At 63.5% G+C, this 18,431-nt stretch carries 19 protein-coding genes; 13 read left to right on the top strand and 6 right to left on the bottom strand.

Annotated features, from left to right (window positions below; all coding sequences use genetic code 11):
- Positions 1-140 precede the first annotated feature (140 nt).
- Both BI344_RS09365 and BI344_RS09360 read right to left on the bottom strand, forming a co-directional pair.
- Positions 141-1,736, bottom strand: coding sequence for an ABC transporter substrate-binding protein (locus tag BI344_RS09365; protein ID WP_071112684.1), 1,596 nt, complete (start codon positions 1,734-1,736; stop codon positions 141-143).
- Positions 1,737-1,909: 173 nt separating this feature from the next.
- A complete protein-coding gene (locus BI344_RS09360; protein WP_071112683.1) occupies positions 1,910-3,031 on the bottom strand; it encodes a beta-ketoacyl-ACP synthase III in 1,122 nt (373 codons plus the stop codon).
- Positions 3,032-3,337: 306 nt separating this feature from the next.
- Between BI344_RS09360 and iscR the strand changes: the two genes are divergently transcribed.
- From iscR to BI344_RS09295, 13 genes are all read left to right on the top strand, one after another.
- Complete coding sequence (gene iscR, locus BI344_RS09355; RefSeq protein ID WP_071112682.1) at positions 3,338-3,829, top strand: Fe-S cluster assembly transcriptional regulator IscR; 492 nt, start codon at positions 3,338-3,340, stop codon at positions 3,827-3,829.
- A gap of 30 nt (positions 3,830-3,859) precedes the next feature.
- The gene (locus tag BI344_RS09350; protein ID WP_071112681.1) at positions 3,860-5,077 is read left to right on the top strand and encodes an IscS subfamily cysteine desulfurase; all 1,218 of its coding nucleotides are present in this window, start codon (positions 3,860-3,862) and stop codon (positions 5,075-5,077) included.
- 49 nt (positions 5,078-5,126) lie between these two features.
- Positions 5,127-5,510, top strand: a complete 384-nt coding sequence (gene iscU / locus BI344_RS09345) for a Fe-S cluster assembly scaffold IscU (protein WP_071112955.1) — start codon at positions 5,127-5,129, stop codon at positions 5,508-5,510.
- A 13-nt stretch (positions 5,511-5,523) separates the two neighbouring features.
- Positions 5,524-5,847 (top strand): iron-sulfur cluster assembly protein IscA, encoded by a 324-nt coding sequence (gene iscA / locus BI344_RS09340; RefSeq protein ID WP_071112680.1) that lies wholly within the window; start codon positions 5,524-5,526, stop codon positions 5,845-5,847.
- Positions 5,848-5,952: 105 nt separating this feature from the next.
- Positions 5,953-6,480 carry a Fe-S protein assembly co-chaperone HscB gene (hscB, locus tag BI344_RS09335; protein WP_071112679.1) on the top strand — a complete coding sequence of 176 codons (528 nt, stop codon included), beginning with the start codon at positions 5,953-5,955 and terminating at the stop codon, positions 6,478-6,480.
- Between the two features lie 48 nt (positions 6,481-6,528).
- On the top strand, positions 6,529-8,388 hold the full coding sequence (gene hscA, locus BI344_RS09330) for a Fe-S protein assembly chaperone HscA (protein ID WP_071112678.1): 1,860 nt from the start codon (positions 6,529-6,531) through the stop codon (positions 8,386-8,388).
- A 9-nt stretch (positions 8,389-8,397) separates the two neighbouring features.
- Positions 8,398-8,739 carry an ISC system 2Fe-2S type ferredoxin gene (fdx, locus tag BI344_RS09325; RefSeq protein ID WP_071112677.1) on the top strand — a complete coding sequence of 114 codons (342 nt, stop codon included), beginning with the start codon at positions 8,398-8,400 and terminating at the stop codon, positions 8,737-8,739.
- A 15-nt stretch (positions 8,740-8,754) separates the two neighbouring features.
- On the top strand, positions 8,755-8,949 hold the full coding sequence (gene iscX / locus BI344_RS09320; RefSeq protein ID WP_071112676.1) for a Fe-S cluster assembly protein IscX: 195 nt from the start codon (positions 8,755-8,757) through the stop codon (positions 8,947-8,949).
- A gap of 143 nt (positions 8,950-9,092) precedes the next feature.
- Positions 9,093-9,728, top strand: coding sequence for a glutathione S-transferase family protein (locus tag BI344_RS09315; protein ID WP_071112675.1), 636 nt, complete (start codon positions 9,093-9,095; stop codon positions 9,726-9,728).
- 91 nt (positions 9,729-9,819) lie between these two features.
- Positions 9,820-10,434 (top strand): uridine kinase, encoded by a 615-nt coding sequence (gene udk / locus BI344_RS09310; protein ID WP_071112674.1) that lies wholly within the window; start codon positions 9,820-9,822, stop codon positions 10,432-10,434.
- Between the two features lie 179 nt (positions 10,435-10,613).
- Positions 10,614-11,798 carry a class C beta-lactamase gene (gene ampC, locus BI344_RS09305; RefSeq protein ID WP_071112673.1) on the top strand — a complete coding sequence of 395 codons (1,185 nt, stop codon included), beginning with the start codon at positions 10,614-10,616 and terminating at the stop codon, positions 11,796-11,798.
- Between the two features lie 103 nt (positions 11,799-11,901).
- Positions 11,902-12,261 carry a hypothetical protein gene (locus tag BI344_RS09300; RefSeq protein ID WP_071112672.1) on the top strand — a complete coding sequence of 120 codons (360 nt, stop codon included), beginning with the start codon at positions 11,902-11,904 and terminating at the stop codon, positions 12,259-12,261.
- Positions 12,258-12,710: an LEA/WHy family protein gene (locus BI344_RS09295; protein WP_071112671.1), complete on the top strand. Its 453-nt coding sequence runs from the start codon at positions 12,258-12,260 to the stop codon at positions 12,708-12,710. The genes BI344_RS09300 and BI344_RS09295 overlap by 4 nt, the downstream gene beginning before the upstream one ends.
- A 3-nt stretch (positions 12,711-12,713) precedes the next feature.
- Here the strand turns inward: BI344_RS09295 and BI344_RS09290 are convergent, their stop codons facing one another.
- From BI344_RS09290 to BI344_RS09275, 4 genes are all read right to left on the bottom strand, one after another.
- Complete coding sequence (locus BI344_RS09290; protein WP_071112670.1) at positions 12,714-13,154, bottom strand: hypothetical protein; 441 nt, start codon at positions 13,152-13,154, stop codon at positions 12,714-12,716.
- Positions 13,155-13,252: 98 nt separating this feature from the next.
- A complete protein-coding gene (locus BI344_RS09285; RefSeq protein WP_071112669.1) occupies positions 13,253-15,136 on the bottom strand; it encodes a methyl-accepting chemotaxis protein in 1,884 nt (627 codons plus the stop codon).
- 307 nt (positions 15,137-15,443) lie between these two features.
- Entirely contained in the window at positions 15,444-17,303 is a 1,860-nt protein-coding gene (locus BI344_RS09280; protein WP_241499294.1) for a methyl-accepting chemotaxis protein, read from the bottom strand.
- Positions 17,304-17,460: 157 nt separating this feature from the next.
- Positions 17,461-18,402: a LysR family transcriptional regulator gene (locus BI344_RS09275; protein ID WP_083370145.1), complete on the bottom strand. Its 942-nt coding sequence runs from the start codon at positions 18,400-18,402 to the stop codon at positions 17,461-17,463.
- Positions 18,403-18,431: the final 29 nt, after the last annotated feature.

Genomic DNA, 18,431 nt, shown 5'->3' with positions numbered 1-18,431 from the left:
CCACTCCATTCCTGTGCAGATACTGCCATGTAGACGCCGGCGCCCTCTCTAGCGGACGGCTGCCTGCGCCTACACTTGTCTCAAAGCGGGGGGAGCGCGCTCCCCGCCGCCTCATGTGATTACGTCCTGCTCGGACCGCCTTACTTGACGCTGACGCCGTAGAAGGAGTTCAGGCCGAACGGGCTGACCTTGAAGCCCTGCACCGACTTCAGCATCGGCTGGTTGACGGTGGAGTGGGCGATGGCGGTGTAGGGCAGCTGCTGCTTCACGATCTCCTGCGCCTTCATGTACAGCTTGGTGCGCTCGGCGACGTTGGCGGTGCTCTTGCCCTTCTGGATCAGGTCTTCAAACGGCTTGTAGCACCACTTGGCGAAGTTGTTGCCGTTGAGCGCGTCGCAGCCCAGCTGGGTGCCCAGCCAGTTGTCCGGATCGCCGTTGTCGCCGGTCCAGCCGATCAGCATCGCGTCGTGCTCGCCGGCCTTGGCGCGCTTGATGTACTCGCCCCACTCGTAGGAGGTGATCTTGGCCTTGACGCCGATCTTGGCCCAGTCGGACTGGATCATTTCCGCCATCAGCTTGGCGTTGGGGTTGTACGGGCGCTGAACCGGCATCGCCCACAAGGTGATTTCAAAGCCGTTGGGATAGCCGGCCTTGGCCAGCAGCGCCTTGGCCTTGGCCACGTCGTAAGGCGCGTCCTTCAAGCTCTTGTTGTACGACCACTGGGTCGGCGGCATCGGATTGGTGGCCGCCTGGCCGGCGCCCTGGTACACCGCCTGCAGGATGGCCTTCTTGTTGATGGACATGTCCAGCGCCTGGCGCACTTCCAGCTTGTCCATCGGCTTGTGCTTGACGTTATAGGCGAGGTAGCCCAGGTTGAAGCCGGCCTGCGCGATCACGTTCATCTTGGGATCGGCCTTCATCGCGGCGATGTCGGTCGGTCGCGGGAAGGTGGTGATCTGGCACTCGCCAGCCTTCAGCTTCTGATAGCGCACCGAGGCGTCGGTGGTGATGGCGAACACCAGGTTGTCCACCTTGGGGCCGTCAGCCTTGTCCCAGTACTGCTTGTTGGCGGCGAAGCGAATCTGCGCGTCCTTCTGGTAGCGCTTGAAGATGAACGGGCCGGTGCCCACCGGCTGCTGGTTGATCAGCTGCGGCTTGCCGTCCTTCAGCAGCTTATCGGCGTATTCGCCCGACTGGATGGAGGCGAAGCTCATCGCCAGGTTCTGCACAAAGGCGGCGTCCACCTTCTTCAGCGCGAACTTGACGGTATACGGGTCCACCTTCTCCACCTTGACGATGTTCTCGTCCATGCCCATGTCGGAGAAGTACGGGAATTCGGTCGGGTAGGCCTTGCGGAACGGATTATTCTTGTCGATCATGCGGTTGAAGGTGAACAGCACGTCGTCTGCGTTGAAATCGCGCGTAGGCTTAAAGTAGTCGGTGGTCTGGAACTTGACGCCCTTGCGCAGGTGGAAGGTGTAGGACAGTCCGTCGGCGGCCACATCCCATTTCTCCGCCAGGCCCGGCACCACCTTGGTGCCGCCGCGCTGGAATTGCACCAGGCGGTTGAAGACGGTTTCCGCGGCGGCGTCGAAATCGGTGCCCGTGGTGTACTGGCCCGGGTCGAAGCCGGCCGGGCTACCCTCCGAGCAGAACACCAGAGTGCCGGCGGCATGCGCCGCCAATGAAGAACCCGCGATCGCGCCTGCAACCAGCAGCTTTTTGAAAGCTGGCATAATGTTTCCCTTTTCCTTTGTCCAGACTATTTACAGTCTTTTCTGATATTCAACCTGAGCCTTGTGACTTGGCTGGTGGGGGATACATTATGCACAGAGGGCGCTTTTGACAAGCGCCCTCTGGCTTTTTTATGGCGGCCGCAGCCATGACGGCTCCGAGCCGTGACAGCGGATTACTGCTTCTTCAACACCACGGAACCGACGGAATAGCCCGCGCCGAAAGAAGAGATGACGCCGACATCGCCCGCCTGAAGATCATGCGAATGCAGATGGAAGGCGATGATGGAGCCGGCCGAACTGGTGTTGGCATAACGATCCAGTATCACCGGCGCTTCGACATTGTCGGCGTCGCGCCCCAGCACCCGGCGGGCGATCAGCTGGTTCATCGCCAAATTGGCCTGGTGCAGCCAGAAACGGCGCACATCGGCGGCGCCGATCTGCAGGCTGTCCAGATGGCTGACAATGTGCTCGCCCACCATAGGGCAGACCTCCTTGAACACCTTGCGGCCCTGCTGGATAAACAACTTGTCCGGCTGGCCGATACCAGCCTCGTCGCAGCGGTTGAGGAAGCCGAAATTGTTGCGGATGTTGTTGGAGAACAGCGTGGCCAGCTTGCAGCCCAGCACCTCGAAACGCTGCGCCGAGGTCGCGGCGTCGGCGCGCTCCAGCACCACCGCGGTGCAGGCGTCGCCGAAGATGAAATGGCTGTCGCGGTCGCGGAAGTTCAGGTGGGCGGAGCAGATCTCGGGGTTAACCATCAGCACCGCGCGCGCCTGGCCGCTGGCAATGGCATTGACCGCGGTCTGGATGCCGAAGGTGGCCGACGAGCAGGCGACGTTCATATCGAACGCGTAGCCATTGATACCCAGCGCCTGCTGCACCTCCACCGCCATCGCCGGGTACGGCCGTTGCATATTGGAGCAGGCGACGATCACCATGTCGATGTCGGCGGCGAGACGCCCGGCCGCGGCCAGCGCCTCGCGCGCCGCATTGACAGCCATTTCGGCCTGCAGCGACAACTCGTCGTTGCCGCGCTCCGGCAGATGCGGCGTCATCCGCGTCGGATCGAGCACGCCGCTCTTGTCCATCAGAAAGCGCTGCTTGATGCCCGAGGCTTTTTCAATGAACTCCGCGCTGGACTCGGCCAGCTCAGCCACCGCGCCGGCGGCAATCGCCGCCTGGTTGGCGGCGTTGAATTCCCGGACATAGGCATTGAACGCCTCCACCAGCTCGGCATTGTTGACGGCATTGGGCGGGGTGAACAGGCCAGTCCCGCTGATAACAACCTTGTGCATGTTTTTATTCCTTTTCCACCCCCTGTTGCGGGAGCAAGCATGGCGGACAAGCGCCGGCGGACCAGGGTCCCGGACGGCTCGTCGATGCCGGAGCCGGCCCCATGCGGGACGACTCGGCCGAAGATTGCAGCGATTTTACACAAGCCCCCGCAAAAAGTAAGAAATCCATAGCCGGCAACAAGTTAAAGCTAGTAAAATATTCGGCTTTACTGCATCCGGTGGCAGGTGTGCCTGACAAATACTTGACTAATTTAGTCGGATATTAGGTATAATCTGGGACAGTACCACCCACCGGAACGAAAACCCATGCGCCTCACCACCAAAGGACGTTTTGCCGTCACTGCCATGCTGGATCTCGCCATGCGCGAGCAGGGCGGCCCAGTCACCCTGGCCGGCATCAGCGAACGCCAGAGCATCTCGTTGTCCTACCTGGAGCAGCTGTTCGGCAAGCTCCGGCGCGCCGAGTTGGTGGACAGCGTGCGCGGTCCCGGCGGCGGCTATACCCTAGCCAAGGAAACGCGCGAGATTTCGGTGGCCGACATCATCACCGCGGTCGACGAACCGGTGGACGCCACCCAGTGCGGCGGTCGCGAGAACTGCCGCGGCAGCCAGCGCTGCATGACGCATGACTTGTGGACCAACCTCAACGTCACCATATTCGACTACCTCTCCAAGGTAAGCCTTGCCAGCCTGGTCGCCGAACAGGCCGAGCAGCACGCCAAGGAGACCAGCGTGGTGCAGGACAAGCGCGACAGCTGTAGCACCCCTCACCTTGCCGCTGCCAGCCGAGCCCTGTAAGCGCCTGAACATCTTGTGGAGATTATGTAAATGAGCCAGCCCAAGCTACCGATCTATCTGGATTACTCGGCCACCACTCCGGTGGACCCGCGCGTCGCCGAAAAAATGATTCCCTACCTGACCGGGAAGTTCGGCAACCCCGCCTCCCGCAGCCACAGCTTCGGCTGGGAAGCGGAAGAAGCGGTCGAGAACGCGCGCGTCGAAGTAGCCCGGCTGATCGGTGCCGATCCCAAGGAAATCGTCTGGACCTCCGGCGCCACCGAGTCCGACAACCTGGCGATCAAGGGCGCCGCCCAGTTCTACAAGAGCAAGGGCAAACACCTGATCACCGTCAAGACCGAGCACAAGGCGGTGCTGGACACCTGTCGCGAACTGGAACGCCAGGGCTTCGAAGTCACTTATCTGGACGTGCAGGACAACGGCCTGATCGACCTGGAAAAATTCAAGGCCGCGATCCGCCCGGACACCATCGTGGTATCTGTGATGTACGTCAACAACGAGATCGGCGTGATCCAGGACATTCCGCAGATCGGCGAGATCTGCCGCGAGAAAGGCATCATCTTCCACGTTGACGCCACCCAGGCGCCGGGCAAGGTCAAGATCGACCTCGCCACGCTGAAAGTCGACCTGATGAGCCTGTCCGCGCACAAGGTGTACGGCCCCAAGGGCATAGGCGCGCTGTACGTGCGCCGCAAGCCGCGCGTGCGCCTGGAAGCGCAGATGCACGGCGGCGGCCATGAGCGCGGCTTCCGCTCCGGCACCCTCGCCAGCCATCAGATCGTCGGCATGGGCGAAGCCTTCCGCATCGCCCGCGAGGACATGGACAGCGAAAACGAGCGCATCCGCATGCTGCGCGACCGGCTGTGGAACGGCATCAAGGACATGGAAGAGGTCTACATCAACGGCGACATCGACCAGCGCGTGCCGCACAACCTAAATGTCAGCTTCAACTTCGTCGAAGGCGAAAGCCTGATCATGGCCATCAAGGATCTGGCCGTGTCCAGCGGCTCGGCCTGCACCTCGGCCTCGCTGGAGCCGTCCTACGTGCTGCGCGCGCTGGGACGCAACGACGAGATGGCGCACAGCTCCATCCGCTTCACCCTCGGCCGCTTCACCACCGAGGAAGAGATCGACTTCACCATCGCGCTGTTGAAGTCCAAGATCGGCAAGCTGCGCGAACTGTCGCCGTTGTGGGAGATGTTCAAGGACGGCGTCGACCTCAACAGCGTGCAGTGGGCTGCGCACTAATCCATCAAGATTGCCCGCGCCGCGCGGCGCGGGCTGGCAGGAGAAAATCATGGCATACAGCGACAAGGTAATGGATCACTACGAGAATCCGCGCAATGTGGGTTCCTTCGAAAAGGGCGACGACAGCATCGGCACCGGCATGGTCGGCGCGCCGGCCTGCGGCGACGTGATGAAGCTGCAGATCAAGGTGGGCGCCGACGGCGTGATTGAAGACGCCAAGTTCAAGACTTACGGCTGTGGCTCCGCCATCGCCTCCTCCTCCCTCGTCACCGAGTGGGTGAAGGGCAAGTCGCTGGACGAGGCGCTGACCATCAAGAACACCGCCATCGCCGAGGAACTGGCACTGCCGCCGGTGAAGATCCACTGCTCCATCCTGGCCGAAGACGCGATCAAGGCCGCGGTGGAAGACTATAAACAGAAGCACGGCAAGTAATCCGGGAACGGTTATGGCACTTACTCTCTCCGAACGCGCCGCCGCCCATATCAGCGCTTTTATCGCCAAGCGCGGCAAGGGCTTGGGCGTGCGCCTTGGCGTGAAGACCTCCGGCTGTTCCGGCATGGCCTACAAGCTGGAGTTCGTCGATGTCGCCAACGACGACGACCTGCGCTTCGACAGCCATGGCGTCTCCATCTTCACCGACGCCAAGAGCCTGGCCTATCTGGACGGCACCGAGCTGGACTACGGCAAGGAAGGCCTGAACGAGGGCTTCAAGTTCAACAACCCCAACGTCAAGAACGAGTGCGGTTGCGGCGAGAGCTTCAACGTCTGATCCCTGGCGCCGCGCCAGCCCCGGCGGAGCGTTGACGGCCAAGACGTCATCCTCCGCCTTGTTCTTTGGCGGAACGCAATGCATACCCGTCCTTCTGGAAGCCTGATGAACACCGATTTCAGCCAAGACTTCTTCAACCTGTTCGGCCTGCCGCGGCGTTTCGCCATCGACAGCCAACAGCTGGACGGCGCCTGGCGCGCCGCCGCCGCCCAGGTTCACCCCGACCGCTACGCCGCCAGCTCCGACGCCGAAAAACGCAGCGCGCTGATGCTGTCCACCCGCGTCAACGAAGCCTACCAGACGCTGAAATCGCCGTTGTCGCGCGCCCGCTACCTGCTGCTGCTGTCCGGCGTCGACACCCAGGAGGAAAGCAACACCGCGATGCCGGGCGACTTCCTGATGGCGCAGATGGAATGGCGCGAGGACATCGACGACGCCCGCCGCGACCTGGCCCGGCTGGAAACCCTGTCATCCCGGCTGCGCGGCGAGGTGAAATCGCTGCTGTCTACGCTGGAACAGGCGCTGGACAGCCGCGCCGACTTGGACGGCGCCACCGTTCTGGTGCGAAAATTGCGTTTCATGGAAAAGCTGGACCAGGAAATCGGCGACGCCATCGAAAGCCTGCTGGATTGATCCGGCTGCGACGCCGCCCCTGAGCAACGACACAAAGACCACCACGACATGGCTCTACTGCAAATCGCCGAACCCGGCCTCTCCGCCGCTCCGCACCAACACCGCCTGGCCGTAGGCATAGACCTGGGCACCACCAACTCGCTGGTGGCCACCGTCAAGAGCGGCTCCGCCGCCGTTCTGCCGGACGAGCACGGCCGCAGCCTGCTGCCATCGGTAGTGCGCTACGGCGCGGATGGCGTGCTGGCGGTGGGATACGAGGCGCAACGCGAACAGAACCGCGATCCGCACAACACCATCGTCTCGGTCAAGCGCTTCATGGGCCGCGGCCTGTCCGACCTGAAAGACATCGGCAGCCTGCCTTACCGCTTCGTCGACGCCCCCGGCATGCTGCAACTGCATACATGCGCCGGCGTCAAGAGCCCGGTGGAAGTGTCGTCCGACATCCTGCGCGCGCTGAAACAGCGCGCGGAAGACAGCCTGGGCGGCGAACTGACCGGCGCGGTGATCACCGTGCCGGCCTATTTCGACGACGCCCAGCGCCAGGCCACCAAGGACGCCGCCCGCCTGGCCGGCCTCAATGTGCTGCGCCTGCTCAACGAACCCACCGCCGCCGCCATCGCCTACGGCCTGGACAACGGCAGCGAGGGCACCTACGTGGTGTACGACCTGGGCGGCGGCACGCTGGACGTGTCCATCCTCAAGCTAAGCCGCGGCGTATTCGAAGTGCTGTCCACCAGCGGCGACTCGGCGCTGGGCGGCGACGACTTCGACCACCGCGTGTTCTGCTGGATGCTGGAATCCGCCGGCCTGTCAGGCCTGTCCGCCCACGACATGCGCCTGTTGCACACCCGCGCGCGCGAAGCCAAGGAAGCGCTGACCGACCACGCCGTCACCCGCATCACCGCCATCCTGTCCGACGGCCAGGCGCTGGACCTGGAGCTGGATCAGAAGCAGTTGCACCAGATCACCAAAACCCTGGTGGACAAGACCCTGCTGCCGGTGCGCAAGGCGTTGCGCGACGCCCGCATCGCACCGGAAGACGTCCAGGGCGTGGTGATGGTGGGCGGCGCCACCCGCATGCCGCATGTGCAGAAGGCCGTGGCCGACTTCTTCGGCCGGGTGCCGCTGACCAACCTCGATCCCGACAAGGTGGTGGCGCTGGGCGCCGCCATCCAGGCCAATGTGCTGGCCGGCAACAAGCAGGACGACGAGTGGCTGCTGCTGGACGTGCTGCCGCTGTCGCTGGGCATCGAGACCATGGGCGGCCTCACCGAAAAGATCATCCCGCGCAACAGCACCATTCCGGTGGCGCGCGCGCAGGACTTCACCACCTTCAAGGACGGCCAGACCGCGATGTCCATCCACGTGCTGCAGGGCGAGCGCGAACTGGTGTCCGATTGCCGCAGCCTGGCCAAATTCGTGCTGTCCGGCATTCCGCCGATGGTGGCGGGCGCGGCGCGCATCCGCATCACCTTCCAGGTGGACGCCGACGGCCTGCTGGCCGTCACCGCGCGCGAGCAGACCTCCGGCGTGGAAGCCAGCATCGAGGTGAAGCCGTCATACGGCCTGTCCGACGACGAAATCAGCCGCATGCTGACCGAGTCGATGGCCAACGTGCATGAAGACATCGAGGCGCGCAAGCTGCGCGAGGCCATCGTCGACGCCGAAAGCCTGCGCGACGCCACCCGCAACGCGCTGGCTCGGGACGGCGACCTGCTCGACGACGCCGAACAAGCCGCAGTGGCGGTCGCGGTGGACACCATCGAGCGAGCCATCGCCGACGGCGTCACCCGCCGCATCAACGAGGCCACCGCCGCGCTCAACCACGCCACCGAAACCTTCGCCGCCCGCCGCATGGACCGCAATATCCAACGCGCGTTGAAGGGCCACAAGATTACCGATCTGTAAGGATACGCCATGCCGCGCATCATCGTTTTGCCCCACGCCGACCTGTGTCCGGAAGGCGCCGTGATAGACAACGCCGAAACCGGCCAGAGCATCTGCGAGGTTCTGCTGGCCCACGACATCGAAATCGAGCACGCCTGTGAGCTGTCCTGCGCCTGCACCACCTGCCACTGCATCGTGCGCGAAGGCGGCGGCTCGCTGAACGAGGCCGACGAGCTGGAGGAAGACCTGCTGGACAAGGCCTGGGGCCTGGAAGCGCAATCGCGCCTGTCCTGCCAGGCCCTCGTCGCCGACGAGGACCTGGTGATCGAGATTCCGCGCTACACCATCAACCACGCCCGCGAGCACCACTGAGCCAGGAGAAGCGACATGAAATGGACCGACGTCAACGACATCGCCATCGAACTGGCCGATGCCCATCCCGAAGTGGACCCGAAAACCGTGCGCTTCGTCGACCTGCACAACTGGGTGGTGATGCTGCCCGGCTTTGACGACGACCATAGCCGCGGCGGCGAACGGGTGCTGGAGGCGATCCAGCAGGCCTGGATAGACGAAGCGGAATAATCCGCCGTTCCGCTCCCCAGCATGCCCCGCCCGCGCGGGGCATGCTGCTTTTTGCAAGCTACGCGGATGAAAAAGCGCGATGGCGGGGGTATGATCCAACAACCTGCGCCGGCAATGACGCCCGCCCGAGATACGGAGCCGCTATGTTCACCCTGGTCATCGGCAACAAGAATTACTCTTCATGGTCGCTGCGTCCCTGGCTGGTGCTGAAAATGCTGGACGAGCCATTCAATGAACAGCAGATAGACCTGTACTTGTCGGACAGCAAGGCCCGCATCCTCGCCGCCAACCCGGCAGGCAAGGTGCCGGTGCTGGTGGACGACAAGCTCAGGGTGTGGGATTCGCTGGCGATCTGCGAATACCTGGCGGAATGCTTCCCCGGCGCCCGCCTGTGGCCGGACGACGCCAGACTGCGCGCCGTCGCCCGCTCCATCGCGGCGGAAATCCACTCCGGCTTCGCCGCGCTGCGGCAGAGCCTGTCGATGGACATCTCGCTCAGGCAGATAGATTACGAAAGCTCGCCAGCGGTGGAGTCCGACATCGCGCGCATCATCTCGCTATGGGAAGAGCACCGGCAGCGGCATGCGGCCGACGGCGAGTTCCTGTTCGGCCGCTTCTCCATCGCCGATGCCTTTTTCGCGCCGATCTGCACCCGCTTCGAAACCTACAACGTCAAGCTGCCGCACGTCTCGCAGGCCTATGTCCGCCATATCCTGACCCTGCCGGCCATGCAGGAGTGGTATCGAGCCGCCCGCGAGGAAGGGCAACGGCAAGCTTAGTCAATTCTGTCGCAAATCGGGTGGAACAACGCGCCATAAGTCATTAGAATGGCGCGTTTTTTATCATTTCATTACACCAAGGAATCCCGACATGAGCACCCCCTTCATCATTGGCGTTGCCGGAGGTAGCGGCAGCGGCAAAACCACGGTTACCAACAAAGTGCTGGAAACCATTGGTTCCGAGATGGCGGCGGTGATCATCCAGGATTACTACTATCGCGACCAGAGCCACCTGACCTTCGAGCAGCGCCTGGGCACCAACTACGACCACCCTCAAGCTTTCGACTGGCCGCTGCTGATCTCTCACATCGACGACCTGCGCAACGGCCGCGCCATCGAAATGCCGGTGTACGACTTCGCCAACCACACCCGCTCCGACCGCACCGTCACCATCAACCCGGCGCCGGTGATCGTGATCGAAGGCCTGTTCCCGCTGTACGACGCCGCGCTGCGCGAAATGATGTCGCTGAAGATCTTCGTCGACACCGACTCCGACGTGCGCTTCATCCGCCGCCTCAAGCGCGACATCGCCGAGCGCGGCCGCACCATGGAAAACGTGATCGAGCAGTACCTGTCCACCGTGCGGCCCATGCACAACCAGTTCATCGAGCCGACCAAGCGCTTCGCCGACGTGATCCTGCCCCACGGCGCCAACGACCCGGCGGTGGACATCATCACCACCAAGGTGGCCAGCCTGATGGTGTAACCCTGTGTTTGGCACAGGCGACGCTCTGCGCCGCTTGTGTCCTCTCCCTGCTCCCATCTCCGGAACGCGCGTCCTGCCGCGCCAGACCGGAACTTTCCTGTCGCTCCCCGGCTCTGAACCGGCTCCCCGATGGCGTATGCCGTCAGCCCTGCTCAACCACCCCGTGATCGAAAGTGCCCATGCGCCCCGCCAAGCCACGCCTCCTCCCGCTACTGCCGTTTCTGATAGCCAGCCTGCTCTCCGCCGGCAGCCACGCCGCCTCCCGGGGCGATCCCGCCTTCGTCAAGCAAGCCGTGGATCAAACCATACAGCCGCTGATGGAAAGGCTCGCCATTCCCGGCATGGCGGTAGCCGTCACCATCGACGGCAAGCACTACCTCTACAACTATGGCCTGGCATCGAAGCAAGAGCACTTGCCGGTGACGGACAGCACCTTGTTCGAGATCGGCTCGCTCAGCAAGACCTTCACCGCCACGCTGGCGGCTTATGCCCAGGAACAGGGCAAGCTGTCGCTGGCCGACACCCCCGGAAAATACCTACCGGCCCTGCGCGGCAGCCCATTGGACCAGGCCAGCCTGTTGAACCTGGCCACGCAAACCTCCGGCCTGCCCCTGTTCGTGCCGGACAGCGTCAGCGACGACGACAAGCTGATGGACTACCTGAAACACTGGCAACCCAGCCAGCCGATAGGCAGCTACCGCGTCTACTCCAATCTGGGCATAGGCGCGCTCGGCATGATTTCGGCGCAAAGCCTGGGCATGCGCTACGCGGATGCGATAGAGAAGCGCCTGTTCCCCGCCCTGGGTTTGCGCCACAGCTACGTCGAGGTGCCGGCGGACAAAATGCCGGACTACGCCCAGGGCTATACCAAGCAGGATGCGCCGACCAGGATGAGCCCGGGAGTGCTGGCCGCCGAGGCCTATGGCCTGCGCGCCAGCGCCGCCGATCTGGCGCGCTTTTTGGACGCCAATATGCGGCAGGGCAAACTGGACAGCCAGTGGCAACGCGCCGTGGACGCCACCCATGTTCCATACTTCCAGGCCGGCGTGCTGACCCAGGACCTGATCTGGGAGCAGTACCCGTATCCGCTGCAATTGAAGCAACTGCTTGCCGGCAACGCGCCGGATTACATCTATCAAGGCATGCCGGCCCGCAAACTGCCACAGCCCCAGCCCGCCGCTGCCGATGTCCTGATCAACAAGACCGGCTCAACCAACGGCTTTTCCGCCTATGTCGCCTTCCTTCCCGCCCGCAAGCTGGGAGTGGTGATCTTGGCCAACAAGTCCTATCCGTTGGATGAGCGGGTCAGCGCCGGCTACCGGATACTCGGCAGGCTGGACGGGTCCGCCCCGTCCCCGCGCTGAGCCAGGCGGAACGGGCGCGGCCCGTTCCGGCTCCCCATTGACAGAAAGCCCGCGCAGGGTCAAGAATCGCCACGCCATCCGGCACAACCATCTGGAAACAAGCATGCACACCATCAAACCGCGCAATCCGCTGGCTTGCGCAGCCATCCTGAAGAAGGGCGGCGCGCACGCTCAGAGCCGCTCCGGCCAGCGTCGCGCGCAAAAACAGGCGCTATGGGCCGAACTGGAGCAAGACTGGGATCTTGAGCCAAACCACCGGCAATCCCACCATGCAACGGCCGCCGAACAAGACGCCGGCGAGGCGTTTTTGACTAGGCAAGCCGCAAAAGAAACAGGCCATCATCCGATGGCCTGTTTCTTTTGGGCGCATGCCGCCCGACAATTCAGCACAGTTCCTTTACACAACGGCACATGCCGCGCCGGTAAAATGACGGATTGCCTCATCGATGGAATCTCGCCATGAAATGGATCGCCACCACCCTGCTGCTATTGCTGCTTTCCGGCTGCGGCTCCTTCGGTCTCAAGAAACCGCAGGTCAGCCTCAGCAATATCGAACCGGGCAAAAGCACGCTGTTCGAACAGAACTTCACCGTCACCCTGCGCATCAACAACCCCAATCCGATACCGCTGAACGCCAGCGGGCTCAACTTCAAGCTGCTGCTGGGCGACGAGCAACTGGGGGAAGGCGCCAGCGCGCAGCAGCTGTCCATCCCGGCCCAGGGCGAGGGCCTGGTGGCGCTGCAGGTGCATACCTCGCTGGCCGCCTGGATCCGCCAATTGGCCAACTGGCAGAAACTGCCGGGGGGCAAGCTGAACTACGAAATCCGCGGCGAGCTGCAGGGCCTGAACGGCCTGGCCAACCTGCCGTTCAACAACAAGGGCGAATGGCAGCTGCCGGGCGCCGGCAAATGAGCGCTACTGGCGCGGCAAGGCCAGGCAGTTGTTGCCGTCGAAGCTGACGCTCAGCACTTCCTGGGTCTTCTTGTCCACCACAAAATTGGTGGTGCACTGGTAATGGATGCTGCCGCCGCCGCTGACGCCGCCATTCACCCAGCGGCCTGGGGTTTCCACCACCCGGGTCTGGCCGTTGCTGTCGGTGACGCTGAGCTTGGTGCCCGGCTCGAAGCGGGTGTTCTGCGTCAACGGCTGCTGCTCGGTGCTTTCCTTGTCATAGGTATAGAGCGTGTTGCCGTTGGGCATCTTCATGCTCTTGGTCGGCGCGCCCCAGGCTCCCAGCAGCTCGTTGATGTCGCGGCCCTGCCAGCGGTACACCTTCTGCGCATACCCCTCCTGGGTGGGAATCATCGAGCAGCCTGCCAGGCTCAGCAGCCATAGCGGTAACCACAGTTTGTTCATCGTCAGCCTTTTCTGATTAGCACGTTCTGCCATTTTCCCGCCTGAATAGCAAAAACGCCAGCACAGGGCTGGCGTCGGCGCGGGAAAAGCTCGCTTGTTTACAATTTGAAGCGGCTGAACGCTTCCTGCATGCTGCGCGCCACGCCGTCCAGCGTTTTCAGCGTCTGCTGCGCGCTCTGCAGGGCGGCGTCGGAATCCAGGATCTTGTTGTTGATCGACTCGGTGCTCTGCGCCATCGCGGTGGTGGCGTTGTGCTGCTCGCCGGTGGACAAGGCCACATCGCCGATCTTCTCCACCACCAGCTGCATCGCGCGAGTGATGTCCACCAGCCGGGCGCGCGCCTGCTCGGTCTGCTCCGCGCTGCTGTCCACCGCGCCTATGGTGCTGTGCATATTGCCCACCGCCTTGCCGGTTTCGGACAGGATGTTGTCCACCATCTTGCCGATTTCCACCGTGGCGGAGCCGGTGCGCTCGGCCAGCTTGCGCACTTCGTCGGCCACCACCGCGAAGCCGCGGCCCTGTTCGCCGGCGCGCGCCGCTTCGATCGCCGCGTTCAAGGCCAAGAGATTGGTCTGGTCGGCGATGTCGCGGATCACCCCGGTGATCTTGGAAATCTCCTGCGAGCGCTGCTCCAGCGAGGCCAGCAGGCCGGACAGCTCGCCCACCGACTGGCTGGTGCGCGCCATCGCGCCGCTGATGCGCTGCAGCTCCTCGGCGCTGGCCTGCGAATTGGCACCGGTGTCGCGCGCCAGCTCGTCGGTTTCGCGAGTGGCGTCGGCGATGTGGGAAATGCTTACCGTCACCTGCTCGATCGCCGCGGCGTTGGAACTGGAGATGTCGGCCAGCACATGCGAATCCTCGGCCAGCCGCTCCACGTCGCCTCCCACTGCGATCACGCCGTCGGCCAATTGCACCGCCTCACCGCGCAATTCGCGGAACAGGCTGTTCAGGCGGCCGACGAACTGGTTGAAGGCCTCGGCCATCTGCGCCACTTCATCCTCGCCGCTCGCGCTGATGCGGCGGGTCAGGTCGCCCTCGCCCTGGGCGATCTCGCGCAGCGCGTCGCGCACCTGCAGCAAGCCCTTGAGCAGGCGGCGCAGATAGGCGCCGGCCAGCAGCTGGGTCAGCGCCAGCACCGCCGCCAGCGCCAGCAGCATGTCCACCATCATCTGCCGCAGCGGAGCGTCCAAGAGCTCGCGGTCCACCACCACGCCCAGCACCCAGTCGCTGCCCGCCACCGAACTCAGGCGCAGCAGACGGCTGCTGCCTTCCAACTGCACCGTGGCCAGTTGCTGCTTGTCCAGCAGGCTGCCGATGCGGGCGGCGTCCATCTCCGGCATCAGCTCGGACAGCGGCTTGAGCGCGGTATCGGCCTTGGGATAGGCGATCAGCTTGCCGTCCTTTCCCATCAGGAACACGAAGCCGTTGCCCGGCAGCGACACCGACAGCACCGACTTCACCAGTTGGCCGATGGCGATGTCGCCGCCGACCACCTTGTTGCCGCCCGGCAGCGCCTGGGCCACGGTGATCACCAGATCCTTGATCGAAGCGCTGGCCGGCTGATACGGCGCGGTGACGATGGTCTGGCCGCTGGCCTTGGCCATCTTGAACCAGCCGCGCGAGGCCGGATCGTATTCAGGCGTCGGCTTCTGCTTGCCGGGAATGGAATAGACCATGCCCTTGGTGTCGCCATCGCCGACGAAGAGCTGGGTATAGCCGCCGGCTTCGGCCAGCTGCTGCAAGTAAAGAGTGGGATCGGCTTCGCCGCCATGGCGCAAGGCGCTGGCGATGATCTGCCTGCGCTGTTCCAGCCAGCTGGAGACAAAACGCTGCTGGCCGGTGATGGCCAGGTCGAGCTGGGTATCGACGCTGGAGGAAAGGTTGTCGCGGAACTTGAAATAAGCGCTGACGGCGGTGCTGCAGGTCGCCACCAGGATGGCTAGCGACAACAGCAGGGCAATCTTGCTACGGATGGATTTCATGGCAATCAGCTTCTCATCGACTGTTGCCAACCCGCTGAGCGCGAAGCAAGGGCCGAATTGCCCGGCCCTTCCCGCTACAAACCGCCCACGCATCGCGGGGCGGCAAGTCCATGCCTGGAGCTTGATTGACTGTCGTTTGGCGAGTTGGCGTTTTTTAAGACCGGGTGATTGTAAACAGCGCTTACAAATACCGCGATAGATTAAAACACAAATACTCGAACAGTCTGATTGTCATACCAATAATAGTTGTGCGACATGGCATTTTTGCCACACCCGCCTACGCGGACGCGGCAAGGCCGCCTGGTTTTTATAGCTTGAATCGGCCAAACGCTCCCTGCATGCTGCGCGCCAGCCGGTTCAGCGCTTCCAGCGTCTGCATCGCGCCTTGCAGCGCGGCATCGGAATCCAGGATCTGGTTGTTGATCGACTCGGTGCTCTGCGCCATCGCGGTGGTGGCGTTGTGCTGTTCGCTGGTGGACAGCGCGACGTCGCCGATCTTGTCTATCACCTGCTGCATCGCGTCGCTGATGGCGATCAGCCGGCCGCGCGCCTGGCTGGTCAGGTCCACGCTGGTATCCACCGCCGACACCGTGCGCTGCATATTGCCCACCGCCTTGCCGGTTTCGCCCAGGATGTTCTCCACCATCTGGCTGATTTCCACCGTCGCCTTGCCGGTGCGCTCGGCCAGCTTGCGCACCTCGTCGGCCACCACCGCGAAACCGCGGCCCTGTTCTCCGGCTCGCGCCGCCTCAATCGCCGCGTTCAGCGCCAGCAGATTGGTCTGGTCGGCGATGTCGCTGATCACATTGGTGATCTTGGAGATTTCCTGCGAGCGCTGCTCCAGCGAGGCCAACAGGCCGGACAGCTCGCCCACCGCCTGGCTGGTCTGCTCCATTTCCTTGCTGATGCGCTGCATGTCGCCGGCGCTCTCGCGCGAGTGCTCGCCGGTGTTGCGCGCCAGCGAATCGGTTTCGCGGGTGGCGTCGGCGATATGCGAGATGCTGACGGTCACCTGCTCGATCGCCGCGGCGTTGGAGCTGGAGATGTCTGCCAGGCGGTGCGAGTCGTTGGCCACCTGCTTCACCGCGCCGCCCACTTCGATCACGCCGTGCGCCAGTTGCTCGGCCTCGCCGCGCAGTTCGCGGAACATGCCGTTGAGGCGGCCGACGAACTGGTTGAACGCTTCGGCGGTCTGCGCCACTTCGTCTTCGCCGTGGATTTCGATGCGGCGGGTCAGATCGCCCTCGCCCTGCGAAATTTCACGCATCGCGTCGCGCACCTGGATCAGGCCGCGCAACAGTCGGGTCAGATAGCCGGAGCTCAAAGCCACCAGCACCAGCAGCACCACCGCCACGCCGCCGCTGATCAGCCAGATCAGCTGGGTCACCGGCGCCAGCACCGCCTCTTCATCCGCCGCCACGCCCAGCACCCAGTCGGTGCCCTCCACCTGGCGCAGGTCCACCAGGAAGGTTTTTCCGTCGATCTCCATCGGCGCCACGTCGCCGCTGGCCACCAGTTGCTGGAAGCGGCTGTCGTCCAGCGCCGGGATCAGTTCGCTGATCGACTTCAGCTCCTGGCCTGGCTTGGGATACGCGATCACCTTGCCTTGGCGGGTCAGCAGGAAGGCATGGCCGCCGCCCGCCAGCTTGATGTCCAGCACCGATTTCACCAGCTTGTCGATCAGGATGTCGCCGCCGACGACGATCTCCTGGCCCGGCGCCTTGTCGGCGATGGTGATCACCAGCTTGTCCTTGGTCTCCGGTTCGGAATCCTTGTACGGATCGGTGACGATCAGGCCGCCCTGGGCCTTGGCCTGCTGGTACCAGGGGCGCTGCGCCGGCTGGTAGTCGGCGCTGGGCTTCGCCCGGCCCGGCACCGAGTAGAACATTTCGCCGCTGTCGCCATGGCCGGCGTAAATGATGTTGAAGCCGCCGCCCTTGGCGATCTGCTGCAGATAGTAGCTGGCCTGCGGATCGCCGGCCTTGCCGAGGCTGGCGCTGATCAGGTTCTTGCGCACACCCAGCCATTCCGATACCAGCCCCCCTTGCAGCTGCAGCACCTGGGTGACTTCGCGCTTGGCTTCGTCGTAAGCGTGGTTGCGGATGTTCAGGCAGGCAATGATGGTGACGCTTAGGGTGGCAACCAGGATGGAGACCGCCGTCAGCAAGATGAGCTTGTGTCGGATGGAGCGCATAAGATGATTAGCCGATGCTGATAAAAGGGCTATTATCCGTCATGGCCAACAACATGCATCGTTAAAAATAACATTATATTTAAATAATCTTACCGTCTTTAAAGCAAATCCCGCAAAAAACAGCTGCAAACTACTCCTGCTCCCTGCCGGCCAAACCCGCGGATTGCTCTTGCACCAGCCTGTTGAAAAATTGCTGCAGCGGATCCGCATTGCGGCGCGGATGCCATAAATGCTCTATGCCGATCCGCAGATCGGCATCCGCCAGCCGCCGCATTTCCAGCGCATTGTCTCCCCGGCGCAACACGCCGGCTATCATGTCCGGCAGCACCGCCACCGCCGGCAGCCGCTCCAGGATCAACGGAATCGCCAACAGGCTGGCGGTGGAAGCGATCACCCGCCTTTGCCGCCCCTGGCCGCGCAGATAGTCGTCGACCAGGCTGGCGCTGTTGCCGGCGTAAGAGGTATGGATGTGCGGCGGGCGCGCCAGATCCTCCGCGCGCAGCGCGGCGGGCATATCGATCTGCGCTGCGTGGTAGAAGCAGACGAAGCGGCTGATAAACAACGGCTGCCGGCCCAGCCGGGCAGAAGCCTGCGGGAAATAGCCCAGCGCGCCGTCTATCCGTCCGTGCTCCAGCGCGCTCTCCACTTGGTCGGCCGGCATCGCCACCACCTGCAGGATCAATCCCGGCGCCTGCGCCTGCAGCGCGGCGATCAAAGCCGGCAGCAAGGCCGCCTCCAGCAAGTCCGGCATCGCCAGCCGGTACTCGGCCTGCAGCGCGGCGGGATCGAAGACCTGCGGCTGCAGCAGCCGCTGCCCCTGCTCCAGCCAGGCCTCCAGCGGCGCCAGCAGCGACTCCGCCAACGGCGTCAACAGCATGCGCCGGCCATGGCGGCACAGCAGCTCGTCGCCCGTCAGCGCCCGCAAGCGTTTGAGGATGTGGCTGACCGCCGGCTGCCCCAGGCACAGCCTGGCGGCGCTCAGGCTGACGCTGCGGGTGCTGAGCAGCGCATGCAGCGCCACCAGGCTGTTGAGGTCCAGCTTGCGCAGCTGGACGGCATCAATATTATTCACAGTAATATATTAGATGAAAAACATCGATT

Source organism: Chromobacterium sphagni, assembly GCF_001855555.1.
GTDB lineage: Bacteria > Pseudomonadota > Gammaproteobacteria > Burkholderiales > Chromobacteriaceae > Chromobacterium > Chromobacterium sphagni.
This window is presented reverse-complemented; position numbering and strand designations above follow the sequence as displayed.

What these genes read in the sequence shown, in the direction of transcription:
- fdx (WP_071112677.1), top strand. Translation starts at nt 8,398, where the DNA reads ATGCCGCGCATCATCGTTTTGCCCCACGCCGACCTGTGTCCGGAAGGC.
- iscU (WP_071112955.1), top strand. Translation starts at nt 5,127, where the DNA reads ATGGCATACAGCGACAAGGTAATGGATCACTACGAGAATCCGCGCAAT.
- iscR (WP_071112682.1), top strand. Translation starts at nt 3,338, where the DNA reads ATGCGCCTCACCACCAAAGGACGTTTTGCCGTCACTGCCATGCTGGAT.
- BI344_RS09365 (WP_071112684.1), bottom strand. Translation starts at nt 1,736, where the DNA reads ATGCCAGCTTTCAAAAAGCTGCTGGTTGCAGGCGCGATCGCGGGTTCT.
- ampC (WP_071112673.1), top strand. Translation starts at nt 10,614, where the DNA reads ATGCGCCCCGCCAAGCCACGCCTCCTCCCGCTACTGCCGTTTCTGATA.
- udk (WP_071112674.1), top strand. Translation starts at nt 9,820, where the DNA reads ATGAGCACCCCCTTCATCATTGGCGTTGCCGGAGGTAGCGGCAGCGGC.
- BI344_RS09350 (WP_071112681.1), top strand. Translation starts at nt 3,860, where the DNA reads ATGAGCCAGCCCAAGCTACCGATCTATCTGGATTACTCGGCCACCACT.
- iscA (WP_071112680.1), top strand. Translation starts at nt 5,524, where the DNA reads ATGGCACTTACTCTCTCCGAACGCGCCGCCGCCCATATCAGCGCTTTT.
- BI344_RS09315 (WP_071112675.1), top strand. Translation starts at nt 9,093, where the DNA reads ATGTTCACCCTGGTCATCGGCAACAAGAATTACTCTTCATGGTCGCTG.
- BI344_RS09295 (WP_071112671.1), top strand. Translation starts at nt 12,258, where the DNA reads ATGAAATGGATCGCCACCACCCTGCTGCTATTGCTGCTTTCCGGCTGC.
- BI344_RS09300 (WP_071112672.1), top strand. Translation starts at nt 11,902, where the DNA reads ATGCACACCATCAAACCGCGCAATCCGCTGGCTTGCGCAGCCATCCTG.
- BI344_RS09290 (WP_071112670.1), bottom strand. Translation starts at nt 13,154, where the DNA reads ATGAACAAACTGTGGTTACCGCTATGGCTGCTGAGCCTGGCAGGCTGC.
- hscB (WP_071112679.1), top strand. Translation starts at nt 5,953, where the DNA reads ATGAACACCGATTTCAGCCAAGACTTCTTCAACCTGTTCGGCCTGCCG.
- hscA (WP_071112678.1), top strand. Translation starts at nt 6,529, where the DNA reads ATGGCTCTACTGCAAATCGCCGAACCCGGCCTCTCCGCCGCTCCGCAC.
- BI344_RS09285 (WP_071112669.1), bottom strand. Translation starts at nt 15,136, where the DNA reads ATGAAATCCATCCGTAGCAAGATTGCCCTGCTGTTGTCGCTAGCCATC.
- iscX (WP_071112676.1), top strand. Translation starts at nt 8,755, where the DNA reads ATGAAATGGACCGACGTCAACGACATCGCCATCGAACTGGCCGATGCC.
- BI344_RS09360 (WP_071112683.1), bottom strand. Translation starts at nt 3,031, where the DNA reads ATGCACAAGGTTGTTATCAGCGGGACTGGCCTGTTCACCCCGCCCAAT.